Genomic DNA, 23,915 nt, shown 5'->3' with positions numbered 1-23,915 from the left:
CTGCGCCTCGCCTGCGAGCTGCCCGTGGTGCAGGATCGGCGGGCCGGCCCGGGGTGCGCCCGCGAGCCCGGGGAGGGGCCGACCCCCCCACGGGGCCGCCCGGCCATCGGGTTGGCCCGACCGGCCCATCTCGCGCCTCGGGCGATGGGCGATCCTTGGAAGTGAGCAAAGCCTGAAATGTCACACAGTGAGAAATATGTCCGTTCCTGAGTGGGTGAGGAGTGAGCGGCCATGCATGCGCAGGTGGGGGATGTCATGCGCTTCACCGGCAGGAAAGCCGGAGATCCGGAACACCATGCCACCGTGGTCGAGGTAATGGGCCGAAACGGCGAACCCCCTTACCGTCTGCGGTACGACGACGGTCACGAGAGCGAGATCTTCCCCGGTCCCGGCTGTGTGATCGAAACCCGACCGGCACACGACGCGGGTCGGCCCCACCCGATGCGGGAGAACCGGTGACCAGCCGCGACCGAGAAGGCGAGCGGACGGGCCGGGACGTCTGTGGTGCCAGGCTGCCGACGCGACGCGCCGCGGACCTGACATCGGCGGGGGGCCGCACCGCACGGCTGAACTGTTCGGGCGCTCGGCCACCGCTGCCGGGGACCGGACGGCGGGGTGTCGACACGATCCGGGTGCGACGGCTCTTCGGCTGATGCCGCCGGAGCGGTCGGGGCGCGACGGCACCCCCCGGCGGGCGCTTCGCGCAGACCCGTTTGCGATCAGGAGACAGGAGGACGAAGTCATGGCCGCAGCTACATGGACGACGAAAGGCGTGTTCACCGGGCGAGGAGGCGCTCGCACGGACCAGGCGGGGATCTTGTCCGGCAATCTGACCGTACGCACCACCTGGGACGCCAGCCAGGCCCACGTCGCGGTGCGGTACACGGACACCACGCAGTGGTACACCCTCGCCGGCAGCCCGATGCCCTGCCCTACCGAGCATGACAGCAGGCAGCTGCACCAGGCGGTGGTGGAAGCGGTGCGGGTCGGCGGTGGCGCTGCCGTACCTGTACCGGCGCGGACGGGAGAATGGTTCTGAGAGCCGCGATCCCGTCCGCGATGTCGGTGCCGTCCCGCTGGGCACCGGAGACCTCCGCCTCGGTGACGTGGACGGTCACCGAGGCGGCCCGTCACACCCCATCCCGCTCCCCGCTTCTCCCGTGGGCTTGGGCCGGACCGACGGAGGCCCGCCCTCCCACGTCCCCGTGAGCAGGCCCGTCCGGGATCCGGGCGGGCCTTGCGGGATCGGCTCCTGATGCGGAAGATGCGGGTGGGGACCGGGGCCCCCGTGTCGGCATCGGCAGGGGCGGACCGCTACCCGGAGTACAGCAGGAGACAGCGATGTCCCATGAGGCTCACGAACCGCAGGAGCCCGAGACCCCGCATCTCGACTTCGACGGCACCACGCCGTACGAGGACTACGTCAGGGCAGACGTTCTCACCCACCTCCAGCACACCCTCTCCGACGATCCCGGAGAGATGGTCTTCCTGGTCACGACCCAGGTCATGGAGCTGTGGTTCACGGTCATCGTGCACGAGTGGGAGACGGCGGCCGGGGCGCTGCGCGCGGACGACGTGCAGGTCGCGATCGACGCGCTGAAGCGTTCCGTACGGGAGCTGGAGGCGCTGAACGCCTCCTGGCGGCCGCTCGCCCAGCTCACCCCCGCCCAGTTCAACTCCTACCGGGCCGCCCTCGGCGAGGGCTCCGGCTTCCAGTCGGCGATGTACCGGCGGATGGAGTTCCTGCTCGCCGAGAAGTCCGCGTCCATGCTGGTCCCGCACCGCGGCGCGCCGCGCGTCCACGCCGAGCTGGAGAAGGCGCTGCACGAGCCGTCCCTCTACGACGAGGTGCTGCGGCTGCTGGCCCGCCGGGGCCATCCCGTACCGGACGCCGTCCTGACGCGGGACGTCTCGCAGCGCTACGAGCCCTCCGCCGAGGTGGAGGCCGTGTGGACCGCCCTGTACGCCGGTGACGGCTCCGACGAACTCGCGCGTCTCGGTGAGGCGTTGACGGATGTCGCCGAGCTGGTGTGGCGCTGGCGCAACGACCATCTGGTCGCCACCCGGCGTGCGATGGGCGCCAAGGCGGGCACCGGTGGCTCGGCCGGCGTGGCCTGGCTGGAGAAGCGCGCCCAGAAGAACGTCTTCCCGGAGCTGTGGACGGCGAGGTCGTATGTCTGACCTCGCGTTCAAGGCACGGGAGCTGGACTCCGGTGACCGACTGGCCGACAAGCGTGCCGAGTTCGTCCTCGACGAGGCGGTCTATCTCGACGGCAACTCGCTCGGCGCGCTGCCCGCCGCCGTCCCCGGACGTGTCGCGGACGTGGTCCGCCGGCAGTGGGGCGAGCTGCGCATCCGTTCCTGGGACGAGAGCGGCTGGTGGACCGCGCCCGAGCGGATCGGCGACCGGATCGCCCCGCTGGTGGGCGCCGCGGCCGGGCAGGTCGTGGTGGGCGACTCGACCAGCGTCAACGTCTTCAAGGCGCTGGTGGGCGCGGTGCGGATCGCGGGGGAGGGGCGGGACGAGATCCTCGTCGACGCGACCACCTTCCCCACGGACGGCTACCTCGCCGAGTCTGCGGCCCGCATGACCGGCCGGACGCTGCGGCCGGTCCTCCCCGCGCAGGTGCCGGACGCGCTGTCGGACCGTACGGCGGCCGTCCTGCTCAACCACGTCGACTACCGCACCGGCCGGCTGCACGACCTGCCCTCGCTCACCGCCGCCGTGCGCGCGGCGGGCGCGGTCTCCGTCTGGGACCTGTGCCACAGCGCGGGCGCCCTGCCGGTCGGCCTGGACGCGCACGGCGTGGACCTCGCGGTCGGCTGCACCTACAAGTACCTGAACGGCGGCCCCGGTTCGCCGGCGTACCTGTATGTGCGTGCCGGTCTCCAGGACCGCTTCGACTCCCCGCTGCCCGGCTGGAACTCGCACGCCGAGCCGTTCGGGATGCGCGGCGACTACGAGCCGGCGGACGGGGCGGTGCGCGGCCGGGTGGGCACCCCGGACATCCTGTCCATGCTCGCCCTGGAGGCGGCGCTCGACGTCTGGGAGGGCGTCTCGATCGACGCGGTCAGGGCCAAGTCCCTGTCCCTGACGGACTTCTTCCTGGAGTGCGTCGCGGAGTACGTCCCCGAGGGGCGTGTCGAGTCGCTGACCCCGGTCCGTCACGAGGAGCGGGGCAGCCAGGTGGCGCTGCGCTGCTCGGCCGCCGGTGACGTCATGCGGCAGTTGGTCGAACGCGGGGTCGTCGGCGACTTCCGCCGCCCTGACGTGCTGCGATTCGGGTTCACCCCGCTGTACGTCGGCTTCGCGGACGTCGAGCGGGCGGCCCGGGTGCTGGGGGAGATCCTCGGCTGACGCTCTCTCGACGGCCCCGACGGTCCTCGAACCCCTGTGCCGACCACCGGTGAGCTGAGTGAAGCCGGTGGTCGGCTGCGTATGGGGGTGGGAGTGCGGCAGGGGTACGGAGGTGGGGCTCGACGGGCAGGGCGGCGGGGCGGGCGGTGCGTAGAGAACCGTTTACCCTCACCGTGCGTGACATCCGCGTGTCCGCGCACGTCACGTGCCTGATACCGTCCCCGCCAACGGCCGAAATTCTCACCTGGTCCGCCACCCCGTACCGTCCAAAACCGTTTCATCGCTGAGAGGTTGGAGCATGCCGGACGACGTCGTCGCTGCCCGGGCCGTTGCCGAGGAGAAGTCGGCCTTCTCGCACCCGCCCGTCGACCCCGACGCCACCGCCGCGTACGGCGACCACCCCGACCAGGTGATCGACTTCTATGCCCCGAAGGCACAGGTCGGACCCGGGGGCCCCGTTCCCCTGGTCGTGGTGCTGCACGGCGGCGCGTGGCGGGCGCCGTACGACCGGCGGCACATCACGCCGTTCGCCGACTATCTGGCCCGCCGCGGGTTCGCCGTGGCCAACGTGGAGTACCGGCGGGGCGCGGAGGGGGCGGCCGGGCAGGGCACACCCCCGGTCGCAGGGCGCTGGCCCGACACCTTCGACGACGTCGCCGCGGCCCTCGACGCGCTTCCCGAGCTCGCCCGGCAGGCGCTGCCGCAGGCCGACGCCCGCCGGACCGTGCTCACCGGCCACTCCGCGGGCGGCCACCTCGCGCTGTGGGCCGCGGCCCGGCACGTCCTGCCCGCCGACGCCCCCTGGCGCACCGCAGGGTCCACCGCGCTGCGGGGGGTCGTCGCGCTCGCCCCCATCGCGGACTTCACGGTGGCGGAGAAGCTGGACGTGTGCGGCGGCGCGGCCAGGCAACTCCTGGGCGGCGAGGAGCAGTTCACCGAACGCCTGCCGTACGCCGATCCGGCCCTCCTGCTCCCGACCGGTATCGCGACGACCCTCGTCCAGGGCCGCACGGACCTGGTCGTGCCCGAGCCGGTCGCCGAGGCGTACGCGGACGCCGCGGCCAAGGCGGGCGAGGTGGTGGGGCTGACCCTGCTGGAGGACGTGGGCCACTTCCCCCTGATCGACCCGGTGGCGGACGCCTGCGCGGTGGTGGCGGAGGAGATCGCCCAGCTGGCGTGGTGAGCGTGGCGCGCCACCCGGAGGGGTGTGCCTGTCGTACCCGTAATACCTGAGAGCTACGCCGCGGGACAGCTCCGCAGTGGGACGCGGACGACGAGCGGCGATGCGTAACTTCCAAGCCTGGCAGGCCCGATGACGGGCGAACCGGCGCGGAGGGGCGGGCATCGGGCATGCGCGGGTGGGGACGTGAAGAGGGCGCCGGGCGGGGCCGTGGGACGGCGGCCGGGCGGGGCCGTGAAGTCGGTGCCGGGCCCGGTCGGGAGCAGGGTGCGGTGGGTGCCGGGCGGGGCCGTGAGGTGGGTGCCGGGCGGGGCCGTGAGGAGAGGGTGGCGCGCGGGTGGCGTCGGTTGCGGGTGCTGCCGGCCGTGCTGGTCACCGCCGCCGTGGTCGTGCCGCTCACCGCGGCGGCCCGGCCCGCCGTCCCCGCGCCCGCTCCGGCCCACCTCGCCCCGCTGACGGCCGCGACGCTCGACGAGGCCTACGCCGCCAACCGGGCCAACGCGGCCCTGGCGGCCCGGACGGCCGCGGCCCACGGTGACGGCCACCGCGCGGCGGCCGACCGGGAGATGGCCGCCCCCTCGCGCAGACTGCTCGCCTTCGACGGCCGGGGCGAGGGCCGGGCCACGGAGGTGTTCGGGGATCTCGCCCACGCCGACAGGCTCGCCGTCCTGATCCCGGGCTCCGACACCTCGCTGGACACCTACGGCCGCTTCCGCGCGGGCGCCTCGGCCCTGTACGAGCGGCTCTCCTCCGAGCACGGCGGCAGCCGTACGGCCGTCGTGGCCTGGCTCGGCTACACCACCCCGGCCACGGTCAGCACGACGGTGCTCACCCCGACCCGCGCCGAGGAGGCCGCCCCGCGGCTCGGGGAGTTCCTGCGCGAGCTGCGCGCCGTCACCGGGCCGGGCACCCACGTCTCCCTCCTGTGTCACTCGTACGGCTCGGTCGTGTGCGGCCGCTCCGCCGCGCACCTCGACGTCGACGACATCGTCCTGCTCGGCAGCCCCGGCACCGGCGCGGACACGGTGGCCGGCCTGCACACCCGGGCGCGCGTCTGGGCGGCCCGGGGCGCCGACGACTGGGTGGCGCACGTGCCGCACGTCAGCACCGGCCTGTTCGGCACGACGGTCGGCTTCGGCACCGACCCGGTCTCCCCGGCCTTCGGCGCCCGGGTCTTCCGCGCCGGCGACGGCGGCCACAGCGACTACTTCTCCCCGGGCTCGGCCTCCCTGGCCAACCTCGCCCGGATCGTGCTCGGCGAGACGACGGAGGTGACCCGTGTCTGACCTGCACGCCACCAGGGGCATACGGCGTGCCGCCGCCCGGATCCAGGACGGCACACCCCCGCACCGCGACCGTGCCGTGGACGCCCTGCGGGCGCTGGCCATCCTCGGTGTGGTCCTCGGTCACTGGCTGGTGACCGCCCTCGTCGCCGACGGCGACACCCTGCGCGCGGCGAGCCCGCTCGGCACCCTGCCCGGGCTGGCACCGGTCTCCTGGGTGTTCCAGACCCTCGCGGTGTTCTTCATGGTCGGCGGCCATGTCGCGACCCGGGGCCTCGCCTCGGCCCGCGCCCGCGGCACGGCCTACGGCACCTGGCTGCGCGCCCGGCTGTCCCGGCTGTTCCTGCCCGTCACGGCCGTTCTGGCGGTGTGGGCGGTGACCACGGCGGCCCTGCTGCTGGGCGGCGCCTCCTTCGTCACCGTGCACACCGTGGTGAAACTCGCGCTGTCCCCGCTGTGGTTCCTGCTGGTGTTCGCCGCGCTCACGGCCGCCACCCCGCTGCTGACCCGGCTCAGTCCGCTGTGGCCGCTGGCGGTCGTCCTCCACGTGGACCTGGTGCGGTTCGGCCCGGGCGGCCCGTCCTGGCTCGGCTGGGTGAACCTGGCGGCCGGCTGGCTGGTGCCCTACACGCTGGGCGCGGCCTGGTCCCGGGGCGAGCTGGAGCGCCCGCGCGCGGGCTGGACCCTGCTCCTCGGGGGCACCGCGGCGACGGCGGTGCTGGTGGTCTTCGCGGGCTATCCGGCGTCGATGGTGGGCGTGCCCGGCGCTGCGGTCTCCAACCTCGACCCGCCGACCCTGGCCGCCGTCACCTTCGGCCTCGCCCAGTGCGGACTGGCCCTGTTGCTGCGCGGTCCGCTGCGCCGCGCCATGCGGCGGCCGGTGGCCTGGGCGGCGGTGGCGCTGGTCAACCTCTCCGCGATGACGGTGTTCCTGTGGCACCAGACGGCGATGATGGCGACCACCGCGACGGCCCTCCTGGACGGCCGCCTCCCCGGTCTGCACACCCGGCCCGACGGGCTGGACTGGGTCGCGGCGCGGCTGCTGTGGCTGCCGGTCTTCGCACTGGCGCTGACGGTGTGCTGGGCGGCGTTCCACGGCTTCGAGTCCGCGGCCCACGGCGGGCGGGGTCGGGCCCGGCGGCGGGGAGCCGGCCGGGGGCGGACACGTGTGGTGCGGGCCGGAGGGCCGCCGCAGCCTTCGGGCCTGCGTGAGGCCCGTCGTGTCTAGTCCCGGTCACGGCACTAGTTCCGGTCACGGCACCAGGACGGGGCCGAGAGGTGTCTAGGGTGGTGCGGACGAACGGGGTGGAGAAGGTGCTGACCGGGGTGCAGGAGTGGGGGATCCGCGGACTGCGGACGCTGCGCGCGGACCTGTGGACGGCGCGGGCCGATCCCCTTCCGCCCTCCGTCTGGCTGCGCTGGCTGCCGCACGGGCTGGTCTGGCTGGTCGCGTTCGGCACCACGGTCGCCAACTTCGACCAACTGGTCGACCGGTACCAGCTCGGTGTGGCGTACGGCACGGTGTGCGCGCTGGTGCAGGGCGCGGCGGTGGCCCTGGCGCTGTGGCGGCCGGTACCGGCGTGGTGGCTGTCCCTGACGGTCACCGTGGTGGCCGCGGTCGGCGCCCGCAGCCGGATGCTCGCCGATGCCGAAGCCCATCCGTGGCCCTTGGGCACGCCCCGACCGGAAACGGCCACCCACCTCCCCGGCTGGCCCTGGGGCCCGCCCGGACTGGTCGCGCACTGCCTGGTGCTGCTGCTGCTCGCGCTGCGGCTGCCCACCCGGGTCACCGTCGAGGTGCTGGCCGTGACGGCGTTCGCCACCTACCTGGTCCAAGGGGTCCTGGGCGGCGCGAGCTACACCCCGACCGGGGTGCTCGCGGTCATCCTGTTCGCCGCCGTCGTCCTCGTGGGCACCGCCCTGCGCGGCCGCCGCGTGGCCCGCACCCAGCTCGTCGAGCAGGCAGGCATCACCGCCGAGGAACGGGCCCGGCGCACCGTCCTGGAGGAGCGCAACCGCATCGCGCGCGAACTGCACGACGTGGTCGCCCACCACATGTCCGTCATCTCCATCCAGGCCCAGGTCGCCCCGCACCTGGTGGAGAACCCGTCCGAGGAACTCAGGGAGAACCTCGCCGGCATCCGGCACAACGCGCTGGAGGCGCTCACCGAACTGCGCCGGGTGCTCGGCGTGCTGCGCTCCGAGAACCCCGAGGACCCCTACGGCCTCGGCGCGGCCGGCACCGGCAGCGCCCCGGACACCCCGCAGCCCACGCTCGACCGTCTCGACGCCCTCCTGGAGAACACCCGGGCGGCCGGGCTGGACGTCGACGCCGTAGTCGAGGGCGAGCCGCCCGCCTACTCGCCGGGCGTACAGCTGTCCGCGTACCGGATAGTCCAGGAGGCTTTGAGCAACGCCCTGCGGCACGCGCCGGGTTCGCAGGTCCGGGTCCAGGTCGTCCACCAGGACCGGGGGCTGTACCTGGAGGTCACCAACGGCCGCCCGGGCGGCCCCGTCCGGCCCTCGCCGGGCGCCGGGCACGGCCTGCTCGGCATGCGGGAGCGGGCGGCGATGCTCGGGGGCCATGTCGTGGCCCATCCGACCCTGCACGGCGGCTTCTCGGTCGTGGCGTTCCTCCCGAGGGACGGTGTCGCACTCCCCGAGCCGGACCTCGGGACCCCGGAGGGCCTGGAACTCGTCTTCCGGGACGACCCGCCCCCGACAGAAAAAGGTGAACGATGACGAGCGGCGGCACCATCCGCGTACTGATCGCCGACGACCAGCAGATGGTCCGTCAGGGCTTCACCGTGCTGCTCAACGCCCACCCCGGCATCGAGGTGGTCGGGCAGGCGGTGAACGGCCTGGACGCCATCGCCCAGGTCGCCGAACTCGTCCCGGACGTCGTCCTGATGGACATCCGGATGCCCGAGCTCGGCGGGGTCGAGGCCACCCGTCACATCACCCTCGCGCACCCCGCCGTCAAGGTGCTGGTGCTCACCACCTTCGACCTCGACGAGTACGTGTACGAGGCCCTGTCCGCCGGGGCGTCCGGCTTCCTGCTGAAGGACGCCTCGGCGGACCAGCTCGCGGAGGCCGTCCGGGTGGTCGCGGCCGGTGACGCCCTGCTCGCCCCCGGCATCACCCGCAAGCTGATCGCCGAGTTCTCCCGGCTGAACAGCACCCCGCGGCCGCCGAAGAAGGAGCGCGTCGGCGATCTCACCGAACGCGAGACGGAGGTGCTCGCCCTGATCGCGCAGGGCCTGTCCAACGCGGAGATCGCACGGCAACTCGTCGTCGCCGAGCAGACCGTGAAGACGCACGTGGGCCGCATCCTGGTGAAACTGGGCCTGCGCGACCGCACCCAGGCGGCGGTGTTCGCGTACGAGTCGGGGCTGGTGCGGCCCTCCGGGTACTGACACGGGCGCGCCCGGAGGAGTCACGGGCGCCCCCGGGGGAGTCCGGAGGGGGCCCGGGCGGACCCGTAGTACTTGAGGGGGACCCGCCGGAACCCCTCTCCATGGTGACGACCGCGACCCCGCACCCCGCCTACCGTTCTGACTGTGACCGAGACGACGCAGACCCACCTGCCGCCCCAGGACGACCCGTACGGCGCCTATCAGCCGAAGAGCCCGGAGGTCCGGGCGGCCATGGACGCGCTGCGCGGGATGAGGCACGACCTGTTCGACGACGTACTGGCCTACCGCCCGCTGCCCCCGAAGGAGCCCACGGGCCGTTTCACGAGAGGACTGCGGGGCCGCGGACGGGAGTACGCGACCCACTCGCGGCACATCCTGGTCGGAGCGGCCGGCGCGGTGGCGGTGCTGGCCTCCGTGATGCCCTCCGGAGGCGACTCGGGGTCCGTGCTGAGCGGACTGCTGGTCCTGGTGCCGGTGCTGCTGACCCTGGTCCGGCCGGCCGCCGCGTTCTGGGCGTCGCTCGCCTCGACCGCGCTGGTCGCCCTGCTCGGCGAGGCGTACGCCAACTGGCCCTGGCTGCCGGCCAGTTTCATCTCCCACCTGGTCGTGCTCACGGTCGTGGCGATCCGCACCCGCCCGCGCACGGCCGCCTGGATGTGGGTGTTCACGGCCGCCTACGGTTTCATCGCCGAGACGGTCTTCGGCCGGAACCACTACGGCACGAACGTCGGACCCATGATGGTCACCTCCGCGCTGGCCCTGCTGGGCGTCACGGTCTGGCACATACGCCGGCAGGCCGAGCAGGAGGTGACGGCCCAGCAGACCGTCACCGCCCACGAGCGTTCCCGGCGCACCCTCCTGGAGGAGCGCACCACCATCGCCCGCGAGCTGCACGACGTGGTCGCCCACCACATGTCGGTGGTCGCCATCCAGGCGGAGGCCGCCCCCTACCGGGTGGAGAACCCGCCCGAGGAGCTGGAGAAGGCCTTCGCCACCATCCGGGAGAACGCGGTGGCGGCCCTCACCGAGCTGCGCCGGGTGCTGGGCGTGGTCCGCGCCGAGGACTACGAGGCGCCGGACGCCCCCCAGCCCACCCTCGCCGACCTGGACGCGCTCCTCGCCAATGTGCGGGAGGCCGGCCTGGACGTCGAGAAGGTGATCACGGGCGCGGCCCGCGAACTCCCTCAGGGCGTGGAGCTGTCGGCGTACCGCATCGTCCAGGAGGCCCTGAGCAACACCCTGCGGCACGCCCCCGGGGCGAGCGCCCGGGTGGAGATCGGGTATGTGCTCGGCGGGCTGGGGCTGCGCGTGGTCAACGACCCGCCGACCGGCCCCGCCCTGGTCAAGCCCTCGCCCGGCGCCGGGCACGGCATCACCGGGATGCGCGAGCGGGTGACCATGCTGAACGGCGCGATGACCGCGGAGCCCACCCTGGCCGGGGGCTACGAGGTCACGGTGTTCCTGCCCGTACCGGCCGCGAGCGAGAGTGGCGCATGACGATCCGGGTTCTCATAGCCGACGACCAGATGATGGTGCGCGAGGGCTTCTCGGTCCTGTTGAACGCGATGCCGGACATCGAGGTCGTCGGCGAGGCGGTCAACGGCCGTGAGGCGGTGGACCGGGTCCGCGAGCTGGCCCCCGACGTGGTCCTGATGGACATCCGGATGCCCGAGCTGAACGGCATCGAGGCGACCCGGGAGATCGTGGCGGCGGACGACGCGGCGAAGGTCCTGGTGCTCACCACCTTCGACCTCGACGAGTACGTGTACCAGGCCCTGCGCGCGGGCGCCTCCGGCTTCCTCCTCAAGGACGCCTCGGCCCGCCGGCTCGCGGACGGGGTCCGGGTGGTGGCGGCCGGCGAGGCACTGCTCGCGCCCTCCGTCACCCGGCGTCTGATCACCGAGTTCTCCAAGCTGTCGAACAACCCCGCGCTGCCCCGCGCGGCCCAGGCCGCCTACGGCGATCTGACCGAGCGGGAGACGGAGGTCCTGGTGCTGATCGCCCAAGGCCTGTCGAACGTCGAGATAGCGGGCCGGCTGGTGGTCGCGGAGTCCACCGTCAAGACCCATGTGAGCAGGATCCTGGTCAAGCTGGGGCTGCGGGACCGGACCCAGGCGGCGGTGTTCGCGTACGAGGCGAGACTGGTGACCCCGGGCTGAACCGGATGGCCCGCGCCGGTGCCGCTGGGTAGGTCGTGCGCCATGACCGAGGGCGGGGACGAGCGGGCGCGGCAGTGGTGCGGTTGTGCGTCGACGCCTGTTCCCGGGCCTGTGTCGACGCGCTCACCGCTCCCGCCGCCCACCACGTCCCCTCGGTCCACCGGGGCGGTCCGTCGATCGTCCAGCCACCGCCCCGCTGACCCCGCTCGCCGGGCGGCAACCCCTGGTCAGCCGGTCGATCAGCGGTTAGCGTCCGTGCATGGCAGCAGCTGACGACCTTCGTTTCGACCCGTGGGACCCGGCGTTCCTCGCCGATCCCTACCCCGCCTACGCCGAGCTGCGGGAGCGGGGGCGCGTGATCCACTACGCGCCGACCGACCAGTGGCTCGTACCGCATCACGCGGACGTGTCGGCGCTGCTGCGGGACCGGCGGCTGGGGCGGACGTACCAGCACCGCTTCACCCACGAGGACTTCGGGCGGACGGCACCCCCGGCCGAGCACGAGCCGTTCCACACGCTCAACGACCACGGGATGCTGGACCTGGAACCGCCGGACCACACCCGGATCCGGCGGCTGGTGTCGAAGGCGTTCACCCCGCGCACCGTCGAGCAGCTCAAGCCGTACGTCACCGCGCTCGCCGGGGAGCTGGTGGACCGGCTGGTGGAGTCGGGCGGGGGCGATCTGCTGAGCGAGGTCGCCGAACCGCTGCCCGTCGCCGTGATCGCCGAGATGCTCGGGATACCCGAGGCCGACCGCGCGCCGCTGCGGCCCTGGTCGGCGGACATCTGCGGGATGTACGAGCTGAACCCGTCCGAGGACACCGCCGCCCGGGCGGTGCGGGCCTCCGTCGAGTTCTCCGCCTATCTGCGGGAGCTGATCGCCGCCCGCCGTGAGAAGCCCGGCGACGACCTCATCTCCGGGCTGATCGCCGCGCACGACGAGGGTGACCGGCTCACCGAGCAGGAGATGATCTCCACCGCCGTGCTGCTGCTCAACGCGGGGCACGAGGCGACCGTCAACGCCACCGTCAACGGCTGGTCCGCCCTCTTCCGCAACCCCGGGCAGCTCGCCGCGCTCCGCGCCGATCACACGCTCGTCCCCGCCGCGGTCGAGGAGCTCATGCGCTACGACACCCCGCTCCAGCTCTTCGAGCGGTGGGTGCTGGACGACATCGAGATCGACGGGACGACGATCCCCCGGGGCGCCGAGGTCGCCCTGCTCTTCGGCTCCGCCAACCACGACCCGGCGGTGTTCGCGCACCCCGAGCGGCTGGACCTCAGCCGGACGGAGAACCCGCACATCTCGTTCTCCGCCGGCATCCACTACTGCATCGGCGCGCCGCTGGCCCGGATCGAACTGGCCGCCTCGATGACGGCCCTCCTTCAGAAGGCCCCGATGCTGGCGCTCGCCGAGGAGCCGAAGCGGAAGCCGAACTTCGTGATCCGGGGCCTGGAGGGACTGAACGTCACCCTCTGACCTGTGTCCCCTGCCGGCCCCTGCCCCACGGGACGTCCTCAGGTGATCATGTCGCGGCGCCGCAACCCCGCCAGCCCCCCGGCCACCAGTGCCCCCGCCAGTGCGCCCAGCACGGCCACCGGTCCCCAGCTCATCGTTCCGCCCGGCAGCTTGGGCAGGTGGCCGAAGGGGGAGAGGTCCAGGACGAACTGCGGGGCGTCCAGGGCCGGTCCGATCCAGCCGATGAGCAGGACCGCGCCCGCCACCCCCCACGCGGCGGGCGCCAGCCGGGGTGCGGTGCCGTACAGCAGGACCGCGAGCCCGCCGACCACCCACACCGCGGGGAGCTGCACCAGGCACGCGGCCAGGACGGGGCCCGCCTCCTTGCCGTAGCCGACGACGAAGCCGAGCCCGGCGAGCAGCATGATCAGGGCGGCGCCGCCGAAGGCGACCAGCAGATGGCCGCCGGCCCAGCGCAGCCGGCCCACCGCGTTCGCGAGCACCGGTTCCGCCCGGCCCGAGGTCTCCTCGGCGTGCAGCCGCAGCACCGAGGCGACCACGTACAGGGAGGCGATCAGGCCGAGCATGCCGATCATCGCGGCGAGGAAGGCGTCGGTCAGTGCCGACTGGCCGCCCATCCGCTCGACGATCTCGCGCGCCTTGGCGTTGTCGCCGACGAGGTCGGCCGCGCCGTCCGTCAGCCCGCCGTAGACGACCCCGGCGAGGAAGAAGCCGACGCTCCAGCCCAGCACCGCGCCCCGTTGCAGGCGCAGGGCCAGGGCGCCCGCCGAGGCCGGCCCGCCGTCGGCGGGTCCCGGCCGGGCCGGCAGGAAGCTCATGCCGACGTCCCGGCGTCCCGCCAGCCTGTAGGCCACGGCCGCCTGGACCGCCGCCGCGCCCGCGAACAGGCCCAGCACCCACCACCGTTCGTCCGCGAACGCCCGCAGGTTCTCCAGCCAGCCCAGCGGCGACACCCAGGTCAGCACCGAGGTGCCCCCATCGGTCGCCGAGTCGCCCGCCGCCCGCAGGACGAAGGCGGCGCCCAGGACCGCCGCCGTCAGGCCCCGGGCCAGCCGCGCGCTCTCGGTGAGCTGCGCGACGATCGCCGCCATGGTGGCGAACACCATCCCGGCCCCGGCCAGCCCGAGGCCGAACGCGAGCGCCCCCGCCGCCCCCTGCCCGGCCAGGCCCCCCGCCACCAGCAGCGCGAGGACCGCGCTCGCGATCCCCGCCGCGAGCAGCGCCGCCGTCAGGGAGGCCCGCCGGCCGACCGCGCCGGACGCGATCAGCTCCTGCCGCCCGCTCTCCTCCTCGTCCCGGGTGTGCCGTACGACGATCAGCAGGGCGGTGACGGCGGCCAGCGCACCCGCGTACACGCCGACCCGCCAGGCGGTGAGCGCGCCGAGGGAGTCGTCGAAGACGGGGCCGATCAGCGCGCGCAGGGAGGCGTTCGTGTCCAGCTGGCGGAGCAGGTCGGCCCGGTCGGCGGGGGTGCCGTAGAGGCTCTTCAGGGTGTTCGGCATGGTGAGCACCATCAGGGTGTTCACGCCCACCCAGAGGGGGATCAGCACCCGGTCGCGGCGCAGCGCGAAGCGGACCAGGACGCCGGTGCCGGTGAGCGTGCTCATCGGGCGGCCGCCTCGTCGCCCGCGTCGGCCGCCTCGTCCTGGTAGTGGCGCAGGAAGAGTTCCTCCAGGGTGGGCGGGGTCGAGGTCAGCGACCGTACGCCCGAGTCCGTCAACGACCGCAGGACGGCGTCGAGTCGGTCGGTGTCGACCTGGAGGCGGACCCTGGTGCCCTGGACGTCGAGGTCGTGGACGCCGGGCAGGGCGGCCAACCCGTTCGGCGGGCCCGCGAGTTCGGCCGTGACGCTGGTCCGGGTCAGATGGCGCAGGTCGGCGAGCGAGCCGCTCTCCACGGTGCGGCCCTTGCGGATGATGCTGACCCGGTCGCACAACTCCTCGACCTCGCTGAGGATGTGGGACGACAGCAGCACCGTCCGGCCCCGGTCGCGCTCCTCCTCCACACAGCGCTGGAAGACCTCCTCCATCAGCGGGTCCAGGCCCGAGGTCGGCTCGTCGAGGATGAGCAGGTCGACGTCCGAGGCGAACGCGGCGACCAGGGCGACCTTCTGCCGGTTGCCCTTGGAGTAGGTCCGGCCCTTCTTGGTGGGGTCCAGCTCGAAGCGGTCGATCAGGCCGGCGCGGCGGGCGGGGTCCAGACCTCCGCGCAGCCGGCCGTAGAGGTCGATGACCTCGCCGCCGGAGAGGTTGCGCCAGAGGGTGACGTCCCCGGGGACGTACGCGATCCTGCGGTGCACCTCCACGGCGTCCGCCCACGGGTCGCGGCCGAGGATCCGCGCGGCGCCGGAGTCGGCGCGCAGCAGGCCGAGCAGGACGCGGATGGCGGTGGACTTGCCGGCGCCGTTGGGGCCGAGGAAGCCGTGCACCTCGCCCTGCTCGACCTTCAGGTCGAGGCCGTCGAGCGCGCGGGTGCGGCCGAAGGACTTGTGGAGCCCGGACACTGTGATGGCCTGCGTCATGGTCCGAACGTACGCTTCTTTCAGAAATTTGTGAAGTTCAGGAAGAGAGTGAAGCGGCGCTAGGATGGGGTGATGGAGCGATGGAGCGCATGAGCGGGGCGGCCCGGGACGCGGAGGCCGTGTCGAGGTTCGTGGAGACGTTCGCGGCCCAGCTGGTCGAGGCCGGGATGCAGCGCATGGCCGCACGGGTCTTCGCCGCGCTGCTCTCCTCCGACGAGGGGGCGATGTCCTCCGCCGAACTCGCCGAACAGCTCAGGATCAGCCCCGCCGGGGTCTCCGGCGCGGTGCGCTATCTGTCCCAGGCGCACATGGTGGCACGCGAGCGGGAGCCCGGCTCGCGCCGCGAGCGCTACCGGGTGCACGGCGACCAGTGGTACGTGGCCCTGACCAACCGGGACGCCGTCATCCGGCGCTGGGAGGGCGCCCTGCGCGAGGGCGTCGAGAGCCTCGGCCCCGACACCCCCGCCGGCCGGCGCATGGCCGAGACCCTCGCCTTCTTCGAGTTCGTCGAGGGCGAGCTGCTGACCATGATGGAACGCTGGCGTGTCCACCGCGAGCAGCTCTTCGGCGACTGACCGGGGTCAGCGCTCCTTGGTCTCCTCCAGGACCGTCCGGCCCAGGAGCAGATAGCGCTCGGGCGAGCGCCGCTTGAGGTACTGCGCGTAGCCGATGCCCGCCACCGCGATCAGGGCGACCAGCCACGGGGTCGCCTTCAGCACCAGCGAACCCGACTCCGTACCGGCCGCGGCGCCCATGTTGGACACCAGCAGCGCCACCACCGCGAGCATGGCGATCCCGCCGGTCAGCGGGGCGGCGAAGGTACGGAACCAGTGCCGGCTCTCGGGGTGGTGGGAGCGGAAGTACACCAGCACGGCGAACGAGCACACCGCCTGCACGACCAGGATCGCCATGGTGCCGAGGATCGCGAGCAGGACGTACGTCCCCGTGTACGGGTCCTTGCCGGCCGCCCAGAACGCGCCGATCAGGACCGCCGAGACGATCGTCTGGACGAGCCCCGCGATGTGCGGGGAGCCGTGCCGGGCGTGGGTGCGGCCCACCGTGCGCTGGAGCGAGGGCAGCACGCCCTCCCGGCCCAGGGCGTACATGTAGCGGGCCGCGCAGTTGTGGAAGGCCATGCCGCAGGCGAGCGAGCCGGTGATCATCAGCCACTGCATGACGACGACCGCCCAGTGGCCGACGTACTGCTCGGTGGGGCCGAAGAACAGGGCCAGAGGGTCGTCGGTGGCGACCTTCACGGCCTGCGACTCGCCCGTGCCGGTGATCGCCATCCAGGAGACGAAGACGTAGAAGACGCCGACGCCGAGGACGGAGATCATCGTCGCCTTGGGGATGATCCTCTTCGGGTTGCGGGACTCCTCGCCGTACATCGCCGTCGACTCGAAGCCGACCCACGACCAGAAGGCGAAGAACAGCCCGAGGCCGGCCGAGGTGCCCTGGAAGGCGTTCACCGGGTTCACCGGGTCGAGGCTGAAGCCGTCGGGGCCGCCGCCGTGCAGGGCGACCGAGACCGCCATCGCGGCGAGGATCGTCACCTCGGTGCCCAGCAGCACGACCAGCAGCTTCTCGGCGACCGAGACACCGAACCAGGTACCCGTCGCGTTGACCGCCAGCATCAGGACCGCGAACGCCCACCACGGGATGTGCAGTCCCGTCTGGTCCTTCAGGGTCGTGGTGGCGAAGGTCGAGAAGATGCCGATCAGCGCCGGCTCGAACACGACGTACGCGAAGGTCGCGAGCAGTCCGGAGGCGAGGCCGACCGTGCGGCCGAGGCCGTAGGAGATGAAGCCGTAGAAGGCGCCCGTGGAGGTGATGTGCTTCGCCATCGAGGTGAAGCCCACGGAAAAGATCGCCAGGACGACCATTGCGACGAGATAGCTCGCCGGGGCGCCGATGCCGTTCCCGGCGGACACCATGAAGGGCACGTTGCCCGTCATCGCGGTGATCGGCGCGGCCGTCGCGACGGCCATGAAGACCACGCCCAACAGGCCCACGGCGTTGGGTTTGAGCCGGTGAACCGTGCCTGGGTCGCTCGTCTGCGCCGCCGGGGCGATGCCCTCGTCCACTGCCATCGGGTGGCCCCTCTCCGGGTTTCGTCCATGGGTGTGCTGGACCGGAATTCTTCAGTCCGAATGAGTCGGCCAGAGGGGTTGAGGCGTTAAATGTATGTCAATTAGACCTTTGGAGCCTTTGGAAATCCGAGGGAAACACCGGGCTCACACCGGGCTCGTACGGTCGCCGCCATGAGCGTCTACACGACCGTCCTCGGCGGCGAGCGGCACCGCTTCGGCTCCCTCGCCCGCCTCCTCGCCGCCGCGAGCCCGGAACGCTCCGGCGACCGCCTGGCCGGCCTCGCGGCCCGTACGGCCGGAGAGCGGGTCGCGGCGCGCTTCGCCCTCGCGGACGTCCCCCTGACCGACTTCCTCACCGAGCCCCTGATCCCGTACGAGGACGACGACGTCACCCGGCTCATCCTCGACACCCACCAGCGGGCCGCCTTCGCGCCGGTCGCGTCGATGACCGTCGGGGAACTGCGGGAATGGCTGCTGTCCGAGGCCGCGGACACGGCCGCGCTGACCGCGCTGGCGCCGGGCCTGACCCCGGAGATGGCCGCCGCGGTGTCGAAGCTGATGGGCAACGCGGACCTGGTCGCGGTCGCGCGCAAGGTGCGGGTGGTGACCGCCTTCCGCTCCACCATCGGGCTGCCGGGCCGCCTCGCGACCCGCCTCCAGCCCAACCACCCGACGGACGACCCCGCGGGCGTCGCGGCCGCCCTCCTGGACGGTCTGCTGCTGGGCTCAGGCGACGCGGTGATCGGCATCAACCCGGCGACCGACAGCCCGAAGGCCGTACGCGACCTGCTGGAGCTGCTCGACGGTGTGATCGGCCGCTACGCCATCCCCACCCAGTCCTGCGTCCTGAGCCATGTCACGACGACCGTCGGCCTGATGGAGCGCGGGGCGCCCGTCGACCTCGTCTTCCAGTCCATCGCGGGCACCCAGGCCGCCAACGCCTCCTTCGGCGTCACCCTCGGCCTGCTCGACGAGGCGTACGAGGCCGCCCTCGCCCTGGACCGGGGGACCGCCGGGCGGAACGTCATGTACTTCGAGACCGGCCAGGGCAGCGCCCTCTCCGCCGACGCGCACCACGGCGTCGACCAGCAGACGGTCGAGGCACGGGCGTACGCGGTCGCCCGCCGCTACGCACCGCTCCTGGTGAACACGGTCGTCGGCTTCATCGGGCCCGAGTACCTCTACGACGGCCGGCAGATTCTCCGCGCCGCCCTGGAGGACCACTTCTGCGGCAAGCTCCTCGGCCTGCCCATGGGCCTGGACATCTGTTACACCAACCACGCCGACGCGGACGACGACGACATCGCCACCATGCTCACGATGCTCGGCGTGGCCGGGGCGTCCTTCGTGATCTGCACGCCCGGCGGCGACGACATCATGCTCAACTACCAGTCGGCCTCGTACCACGACGCGCTCTATCTGCGGGAGGTGCTGGGCCTGCGCCCGGCACCGGAGTTCGAGGCCTGGCTGGACTCGATCGGGCTGCTGGACGACCGCGGCGGCATCCGCGAGATCTCCGGTACGGCCCACCCCTTGACGGCGATCGGACGGGAGCTCGCGGCATGACGGACATCACCCTGGCGAACGGTGAGCTGTGGCCCGCCCTGCGCCGCCGCACCCAGGCCCGGATCGGCCTCGGCCGGGCCGGCGCCGCGCTGCCCACCCGGCACCGGCTGGAACTCCAGGCCGCGCACGCGGCCGCCCGGGACGCGGTGCACGCGCCGTTCGTCCCGGCCACGGTGGCCGCCGCGCTGCCGGGCCTGCCGACGGTACGGGTCCGCAGCGCCGCCCGTGACCGGCTCACCTACCTCCAGCGGCCCGACCTGGGCCGCCGGCTGGAGGCCGTGGACCGGGCGCATCTCCCGGTCGGCGACTGGGACGTCGTCCTCGTCGTCGCGGACGGGCTCTCCAGCCGGGCGGTGCACGAGCACGCGGCGGCGATGGTGCGGGCGACGGTGGAGCGGCTGCCCGGCTGGAACGTGGCCCCCGTGATCCTCGCCGAACAGGCCCGCGTGGCCCTCGGCGACGACGTGGCGGCGGCCATGGGCGCGACGGCGGTGGTCGTCCTCGTCGGCGAACGCCCCGGCATGTCCGCGGCGGACTCCCTGGGCGCCTACCTGACCCACCGCCCCGTGCCCGGCGTCACGACCGACGCCGACCGCAACTGCCTGTCCAACATCCGGCCACCGCTGGGGCTCGACTACGAGACGGCTGCGGGGAAGCTGGCGGCGCTGCTGGGCAGGGCGCGGGAGCTGGGGATCTCCGGGGTGGGACTGAAGGACGAGACCGACGCCGCGGACCGGGCGGAGGCGCTGCGCTGACCCGAGCCGGGACGGCGGTCGGGCGACGGCGGTCATCCGCAGCAACCGGACACCACGAACGGGCGAACACGCTCGCGTGACGGGACCATCAGGTCCGGCCGAGGAACGTTCTTCGGCATGCGAGACATCTTCATGATCCGGCGCCGGTTCGGCGCAGCCGTCGCCGCGTTCGTCGCGGCCGCCACGGTGGGCGGCGGTGCTGCCGCCCTGCCCGCCGCGGCGGCCCCGGCCGCCGTGGGCAGGGTTCTGCGGGAGAATTCCCCGACCGGCATCGACAACAGTTACCTCGTCGTCCTGAAGCAGTCGGTCCGGTTCAGGGCGGCCTCTCCGAAGGGCACCCAGCTGGCCGCCAAGTACGGCGCCAGGGTGGACAAGGCCTACAGCTCGGCGGTGAACGGCTATGCCGTCAGTGTCAGCGCGGCCGGGGCGAGGAGCTTCGCGGAGGACCCGTCCGTCGCGTTCGTGGAGAAGAACCAGCGGCTCTCCCTCGACGCGACCCAGACCGACCCGCCCTGGGGACTGGACCGGATCGACCAGGCCGCGCTTCCGCTCAGCCGGTCGTACACCTACCCGGACTCGGCGGGCAACGGTGCCACGGTGTACGTCATCGACACCGGGGTCCGCATCACGCACCAGCAGATCGCCGGGCGCGCGGTCTACGGCTACGACGCGGTCGACGGCGACAACATCGCCGCCGACGGACACGGCCACGGCACCCATGTGGCCACGACGATCGCCGGCACCACGTACGGGGCGGCCAAGGCCACCAAGATCGTGGCGGTGCGCGTGCTCGGCAACGACGGCTCCGGTACGACGTCGGGTGTCATCGCCGGCGTGGACTGGGTCACCGCGCACCGGGTCCGCCCCGCGGTCGCCAACATGTCGCTCGGCGGCGGCGCCAGCACGGCGCTGGACACCGCGGTGAACAACTCCATCGCCTCCGGCGTCACGTACACGGTCGCCGCAGGCAACTCGAACGCGAACGCGTCCGGGAGCTCACCGGCCCGCGTGAGCGCCGCGATCACCGTCGGGGCCACCACCAACACGGACTACCGGGCCAGCTACTCCAACTACGGTTCGGTCCTGGACCTGTTCGCCCCCGGATCGTCGATCACGGCCGGCTGGTACACCAGCGACACCGCCACGGCCACCCTGTCCGGCACCTCGATGGCGGCTCCGCATGTCGCCGGTGCCGCGGCCGTCTACCTCACCGCCCACCCCACCGCCGGCCCGGCGGACGTCCGCAACGCCCTCGTCGCCGGAGCGACGAACGGCGTCCTGCACAGCGTCGGCACCGGTTCCCCCAACCGTCTCCTCAGGGTCGTGCCCTGACCGGCCCTCGTCGCCGGTCTCCCCTGACCGGTCTCCCCTGACCGGTTTCCACTGAGCGGCCGCTCCCCGCCTCCTACGCCCGGCCCACCGGCAGCACCAGCCCCAGCTCCCCCTCCCGTACCGTCCAGGTACGCCTGCGCACCGGCCCCACCACTCCCGCGTCCGCGCGGTAGCGGAAGTCGGAGCCGGACACGGTCACCGTGCGCCCCCTGGCCTCCAGCGGTGCCGCCTCCGCGCCCACCGACAGGGGGCGTACGACCACCTCCGCCTCACCGGACGCCCCCCGGGTCACCGACACCGCCTCCACCGGCTGGTCGAGGTCGACCAGGGTCACCCCGTCCACCTCCACCCGCAGCCGGGCCGGACCGGGTGGAGGAGGGGTGGAGACGGGGCGCGCGGGCCGTGGCGGCACGAGCGTACGGACGAGGGACTGGAGCCAGGGCCGCCCCGTGGCCCCCACGGCCTCCTCCTGCGCGGTGAGCTGCTGGAGCGGCGGGATCCGGAGCGCCCCCAGCACCACCCCGTCGCTGTCGTCCACCAGCAGGTCCAGCCGCCGCTCGGCGCCGTCGAGGACGGCCCGTGCCGCCGCGACGGCCCCCGTGGGGAGCCCCAGGGCGTGCGCCAGGCCCAGCACGGTTCCCACCGGCACCATCGACAGCACACATCCGGCCAGCTCCCGCTGCCGGTGCAGCAGCGACACCGTCCGGGTCAGCGCACGGTCGTCACCGATCACAACCGGCCGCCGCGAACCCCGCCGTGCCAGGACCCGGGCGAACTCCTCCGGTCCCTCCGGAAGACACACCTTCGTACTCGCCGCCCCCGCGCTGAGCACGTCTTTCGCGATCCGTACGGACTCCCCGTCGGCCCTCCGGGCAATCGGATCGATGATCACCAGCAGCTGGTCCGGCGTCGCGAAAGTCGCCACCTCGGTCCTGCCTCGCTTCCTCGGGTAGCATCTTTGTGCAAGAGCCCCTTGCGCTATTGCGCCAGGGGCTTCGTCTATTCCGGGGCATCCGGGTCCGACGGTGTGCGACCTACGACGGTCGCGGAACTGCGGCCAACGACGGTCGCGGTGCACGCGGTGGTGGAAAAAGCCTCCGCGTACGCCCCTGACCTTGGACATGCCCCACCCGGAAGGGGTGTACGCGCGTGCCCGCACTTGTGCTGCTCGGTGCTCAGTGGGGTGACGAAGGCAAGGGAAAGGCCACCGATCTACTCGGCGGCTCGGTGGACTACGTAGTGCGCTACCAGGGCGGCAACAACGCCGGCCACACGGTCGTCGTCGGTGACCAGAAGTACGCACTCCACCTCCTCCCTTCCGGAATCCTGTCGCCCGGCTGTACGCCGGTCATCGGTAACGGCGTCGTCGTCGACCCGTCGGTCCTGCTCTCCGAGCTGAGCGGTCTGAACGAGCGCGGCGTGGATACGTCGAAGCTCCTGATCAGCGGCAACGCGCACATCATCACCCCGTACAACGTCACTGTCGACAAGGTGACGGAACGCTTCCTCGGAAAGCGCAAGATCGGCACGACCGGCCGCGGGATCGGTCCGACATATGCGGACAAGATCAACCGGGTGGGCATCCGCGTCCAGGACCTCTACGACGAGTCGATCCTCACGCAGAAGGTGGAGGCGGCGCTCGACGCCAAGAACCAGCTCCTCACCAAGCTGTACAACCGCCGTGCGATCGCCGTCGACCAGGTCGTCGAGGAGCTGCTCGGCTACGCGGAGAAGCTCGCCCCGTACGTCACCGACACGGTCCTGGTGCTGAACCGGGCCCTGGAGGAGAACAAGGTCGTCCTGTTCGAGGGCGGCCAGGGCACCCTCCTCGACATCGACCACGGCACGTACCCCTTCGTCACCTCCTCCAACCCGACCGCGGGCGGCGCCTGCACCGGCGCCGGCGTGGGCCCGACGAAGATCAGCCGGGTCATCGGCATCCTCAAGGCGTACACGACCCGCGTCGGCTCGGGCCCCTTCCCGACCGAACTGTTCGACGAGGACGGCGAGGCGCTGCGCCGGATCGGCGGCGAGCGCGGTGTCACCACGGGCCGTGACCGGCGCTGCGGCTGGTTCGACGCGGTCATCGCCCGCTACGCGACCCGCGTGAACGGCCTGACCGACTTCTTCCTCACCAAGCTCGACGTCCTGACGGGCTGGGAGCAGATCCCGGTCTGTGTGGCGTACGAGATCGACGGCAAGCGCGTCGAGGAACTCCCGTACTCCCAGACGGACTTCCACCACGCGAAGCCGATCTACGAGAACCTCCCCGGCTGGTCCGAGGACATCACCAAGGCCAAGTCGTTCTCCGACCTCCCGAAGAACGCGCAGAACTACGTCAAGGCCCTGGAGGAGATGTCCGGCGCCCCGATCTCCGCGATCGGCGTGGGCCCGGGCCGCGACGAGACGATCGAGATCAACTCGTTCCTGTAAGGAGCGGACCTGCCGCGCGAGCAGGGACGAGCGAGGGCCCGCACTCGGTCGAGTGCGGGCCCTCGTCATGCCCGACCGACGAGGATCTCGCCTCGCGGGCGACGCCGCGACCCCTGAAATGAGTACTACTTATTTCAAGAGATCGTAGACGATCCAGGCGGGATGTCGGCGGCAGCTGATCGCCGTGGACAAATGCCCCTTTAGTTGATATTGCACCAGGTAGATGGCGTGTTTGAGGGTCGCGCCCGGCGCGTCGGCATGTCATGGGTGTTACGGCAGTCGAGAAATAAGTATGCCTATCTCCTTGACTGAAGGGTCTCCTTGCACCGATAAATGCAACTCATA

The 23,915-nt window shown here is 72.5% G+C and carries 21 protein-coding genes; 17 read left to right on the top strand and 4 right to left on the bottom strand.

Annotation, left to right across the window (positions count from 1 at the left end; all coding sequences use genetic code 11):
* The first annotated feature begins 231 nt into the window (after window positions 1–231).
* The 12 genes from U5640_RS21175 (at window position 232) to U5640_RS21120 (ending at window position 12,873) form a co-directional block, all read left to right on the top strand.
* Window positions 232–459 carry a DUF1918 domain-containing protein gene (locus tag U5640_RS21175; protein WP_340377339.1) on the top strand — a complete coding sequence of 76 codons (228 nt, stop codon included), beginning with the start codon at window positions 232–234 and terminating at the stop codon, window positions 457–459.
* 283 nt (window positions 460–742) lie between these two features.
* A complete protein-coding gene (locus U5640_RS21170) occupies window positions 743–1,039 on the top strand; it encodes a hypothetical protein (RefSeq protein WP_340377338.1) in 297 nt (98 codons plus the stop codon).
* A gap of 302 nt (window positions 1,040–1,341) precedes the next feature.
* Window positions 1,342–2,181: a tryptophan 2,3-dioxygenase family protein gene (locus U5640_RS21165; protein ID WP_340377337.1), complete on the top strand. Its 840-nt coding sequence runs from the start codon at window positions 1,342–1,344 to the stop codon at window positions 2,179–2,181.
* Window positions 2,174–3,358, top strand: coding sequence for a kynureninase (gene kynU, locus U5640_RS21160; protein WP_340377336.1), 1,185 nt, complete (start codon window positions 2,174–2,176; stop codon window positions 3,356–3,358). The genes U5640_RS21165 and kynU overlap by 8 nt, the downstream gene beginning before the upstream one ends.
* A 298-nt stretch (window positions 3,359–3,656) precedes the next feature.
* A complete protein-coding gene (locus tag U5640_RS21155; protein WP_340377335.1) occupies window positions 3,657–4,541 on the top strand; it encodes an alpha/beta hydrolase in 885 nt (294 codons plus the stop codon).
* A gap of 323 nt (window positions 4,542–4,864) precedes the next feature.
* Entirely contained in the window at window positions 4,865–5,824 is a 960-nt protein-coding gene (locus tag U5640_RS21150) for an alpha/beta hydrolase (protein WP_340377334.1), read from the top strand.
* Window positions 5,817–7,049, top strand: a complete 1,233-nt coding sequence (locus tag U5640_RS21145; protein WP_340377333.1) for an acyltransferase — start codon at window positions 5,817–5,819, stop codon at window positions 7,047–7,049. The genes U5640_RS21150 and U5640_RS21145 overlap by 8 nt, the downstream gene beginning before the upstream one ends.
* A gap of 59 nt (window positions 7,050–7,108) precedes the next feature.
* The gene (locus tag U5640_RS21140) at window positions 7,109–8,563 is read left to right on the top strand and encodes a sensor histidine kinase (protein ID WP_340377332.1); all 1,455 of its coding nucleotides are present in this window, start codon (window positions 7,109–7,111) and stop codon (window positions 8,561–8,563) included.
* Complete coding sequence (locus U5640_RS21135) at window positions 8,560–9,237, top strand: response regulator transcription factor (RefSeq protein WP_340377331.1); 678 nt, start codon at window positions 8,560–8,562, stop codon at window positions 9,235–9,237. The genes U5640_RS21140 and U5640_RS21135 overlap by 4 nt, the downstream gene beginning before the upstream one ends.
* Window positions 9,238–9,381: 144 nt before the next feature.
* Entirely contained in the window at window positions 9,382–10,734 is a 1,353-nt protein-coding gene (locus U5640_RS21130; RefSeq protein ID WP_340377330.1) for a histidine kinase, read from the top strand.
* Window positions 10,731–11,396, top strand: coding sequence for a response regulator transcription factor (locus tag U5640_RS21125; RefSeq protein WP_340377329.1), 666 nt, complete (start codon window positions 10,731–10,733; stop codon window positions 11,394–11,396). Before U5640_RS21130 ends, U5640_RS21125 begins: the two co-directional genes overlap by 4 nt.
* 259 nt (window positions 11,397–11,655) lie before the next feature.
* The gene (locus tag U5640_RS21120) at window positions 11,656–12,873 is read left to right on the top strand and encodes a cytochrome P450 (RefSeq protein WP_340377328.1); all 1,218 of its coding nucleotides are present in this window, start codon (window positions 11,656–11,658) and stop codon (window positions 12,871–12,873) included.
* A gap of 38 nt (window positions 12,874–12,911) precedes the next feature.
* Here the strand turns inward: U5640_RS21120 and U5640_RS21115 are convergent, their stop codons facing one another.
* Window positions 12,912–14,480: an ABC transporter permease gene (locus U5640_RS21115; protein WP_340377327.1), complete on the bottom strand. Its 1,569-nt coding sequence runs from the start codon at window positions 14,478–14,480 to the stop codon at window positions 12,912–12,914.
* Window positions 14,477–15,394, bottom strand: coding sequence for an ABC transporter ATP-binding protein (locus U5640_RS21110; RefSeq protein WP_340377326.1), 918 nt, complete (start codon window positions 15,392–15,394; stop codon window positions 14,477–14,479). Before U5640_RS21110 ends, U5640_RS21115 begins: the two co-directional genes overlap by 4 nt.
* An 80-nt stretch (window positions 15,395–15,474) precedes the next feature.
* On the opposite strand from U5640_RS21110, the gene U5640_RS21105 reads away from it, so the two are divergent.
* A complete protein-coding gene (locus tag U5640_RS21105; protein WP_340377325.1) occupies window positions 15,475–15,969 on the top strand; it encodes a MarR family transcriptional regulator in 495 nt (164 codons plus the stop codon).
* A 6-nt stretch (window positions 15,970–15,975) separates the two neighbouring features.
* Here the strand turns inward: U5640_RS21105 and U5640_RS21100 are convergent, their stop codons facing one another.
* Window positions 15,976–17,484 carry an APC family permease gene (locus tag U5640_RS21100; protein ID WP_340377324.1) on the bottom strand — a complete coding sequence of 503 codons (1,509 nt, stop codon included), beginning with the start codon at window positions 17,482–17,484 and terminating at the stop codon, window positions 15,976–15,978.
* A 171-nt stretch (window positions 17,485–17,655) separates the two neighbouring features.
* Between U5640_RS21100 and U5640_RS21095 the strand changes: the two genes are divergently transcribed.
* The 3 genes from U5640_RS21095 to U5640_RS21085 all read left to right on the top strand — a co-directional run bounded on the left by U5640_RS21095 (window position 17,656) and on the right by U5640_RS21085 (window position 21,137).
* Window positions 17,656–19,050 carry an ethanolamine ammonia-lyase subunit EutB gene (locus U5640_RS21095; RefSeq protein WP_340377323.1) on the top strand — a complete coding sequence of 465 codons (1,395 nt, stop codon included), beginning with the start codon at window positions 17,656–17,658 and terminating at the stop codon, window positions 19,048–19,050.
* Entirely contained in the window at window positions 19,047–19,805 is a 759-nt protein-coding gene (gene eutC / locus U5640_RS21090; RefSeq protein WP_340377322.1) for an ethanolamine ammonia-lyase subunit EutC, read from the top strand. Before U5640_RS21095 ends, eutC begins: the two co-directional genes overlap by 4 nt.
* Before the next feature lie 117 nt (window positions 19,806–19,922).
* Complete coding sequence (locus U5640_RS21085; protein WP_340377321.1) at window positions 19,923–21,137, top strand: S8 family serine peptidase; 1,215 nt, start codon at window positions 19,923–19,925, stop codon at window positions 21,135–21,137.
* Window positions 21,138–21,210: 73 nt separating this feature from the next.
* On the opposite strand, the gene U5640_RS21080 is transcribed toward U5640_RS21085, so the two are convergent.
* Window positions 21,211–22,062, bottom strand: a complete 852-nt coding sequence (locus U5640_RS21080) for a diacylglycerol kinase (protein WP_340377320.1) — start codon at window positions 22,060–22,062, stop codon at window positions 21,211–21,213.
* Window positions 22,063–22,286: 224 nt separating this feature from the next.
* On the opposite strand from U5640_RS21080, the gene U5640_RS21075 reads away from it, so the two are divergent.
* Entirely contained in the window at window positions 22,287–23,570 is a 1,284-nt protein-coding gene (locus U5640_RS21075) for an adenylosuccinate synthase (protein ID WP_340377319.1), read from the top strand.
* Window positions 23,571–23,915 lie beyond the last annotated feature (345 nt).

Source organism: Streptomyces sp. SS7, from assembly GCF_037993025.1.
Taxonomy (GTDB): Bacteria; Actinomycetota; Actinomycetes; order Streptomycetales; family Streptomycetaceae; genus Streptomyces.
The sequence above is the reverse complement of the archived record's forward strand: the minus strand, read 5'-3'. Positions and strand labels throughout refer to the sequence as shown.

What these genes read in the sequence shown, in the direction of transcription:
- U5640_RS21085 (WP_340377321.1), top strand. Translation starts at nt 19,923, where the DNA reads ATGCGAGACATCTTCATGATCCGGCGCCGGTTCGGCGCAGCCGTCGCC.
- U5640_RS21095 (WP_340377323.1), top strand. Translation starts at nt 17,656, where the DNA reads ATGAGCGTCTACACGACCGTCCTCGGCGGCGAGCGGCACCGCTTCGGC.
- U5640_RS21115 (WP_340377327.1), bottom strand. Translation starts at nt 14,480, where the DNA reads ATGAGCACGCTCACCGGCACCGGCGTCCTGGTCCGCTTCGCGCTGCGC.
- U5640_RS21165 (WP_340377337.1), top strand. Translation starts at nt 1,342, where the DNA reads ATGTCCCATGAGGCTCACGAACCGCAGGAGCCCGAGACCCCGCATCTC.
- U5640_RS21120 (WP_340377328.1), top strand. Translation starts at nt 11,656, where the DNA reads ATGGCAGCAGCTGACGACCTTCGTTTCGACCCGTGGGACCCGGCGTTC.
- U5640_RS21125 (WP_340377329.1), top strand. Translation starts at nt 10,731, where the DNA reads ATGACGATCCGGGTTCTCATAGCCGACGACCAGATGATGGTGCGCGAG.
- U5640_RS21175 (WP_340377339.1), top strand. Translation starts at nt 232, where the DNA reads ATGCATGCGCAGGTGGGGGATGTCATGCGCTTCACCGGCAGGAAAGCC.
- eutC (WP_340377322.1), top strand. Translation starts at nt 19,047, where the DNA reads ATGACGGACATCACCCTGGCGAACGGTGAGCTGTGGCCCGCCCTGCGC.
- U5640_RS21155 (WP_340377335.1), top strand. Translation starts at nt 3,657, where the DNA reads ATGCCGGACGACGTCGTCGCTGCCCGGGCCGTTGCCGAGGAGAAGTCG.
- U5640_RS21135 (WP_340377331.1), top strand. Translation starts at nt 8,560, where the DNA reads ATGACGAGCGGCGGCACCATCCGCGTACTGATCGCCGACGACCAGCAG.
- U5640_RS21105 (WP_340377325.1), top strand. Translation starts at nt 15,475, where the DNA reads ATGGAGCGCATGAGCGGGGCGGCCCGGGACGCGGAGGCCGTGTCGAGG.
- kynU (WP_340377336.1), top strand. Translation starts at nt 2,174, where the DNA reads ATGTCTGACCTCGCGTTCAAGGCACGGGAGCTGGACTCCGGTGACCGA.
- U5640_RS21100 (WP_340377324.1), bottom strand. Translation starts at nt 17,484, where the DNA reads ATGGCAGTGGACGAGGGCATCGCCCCGGCGGCGCAGACGAGCGACCCA.
- U5640_RS21170 (WP_340377338.1), top strand. Translation starts at nt 743, where the DNA reads ATGGCCGCAGCTACATGGACGACGAAAGGCGTGTTCACCGGGCGAGGA.
- U5640_RS21110 (WP_340377326.1), bottom strand. Translation starts at nt 15,394, where the DNA reads ATGACGCAGGCCATCACAGTGTCCGGGCTCCACAAGTCCTTCGGCCGC.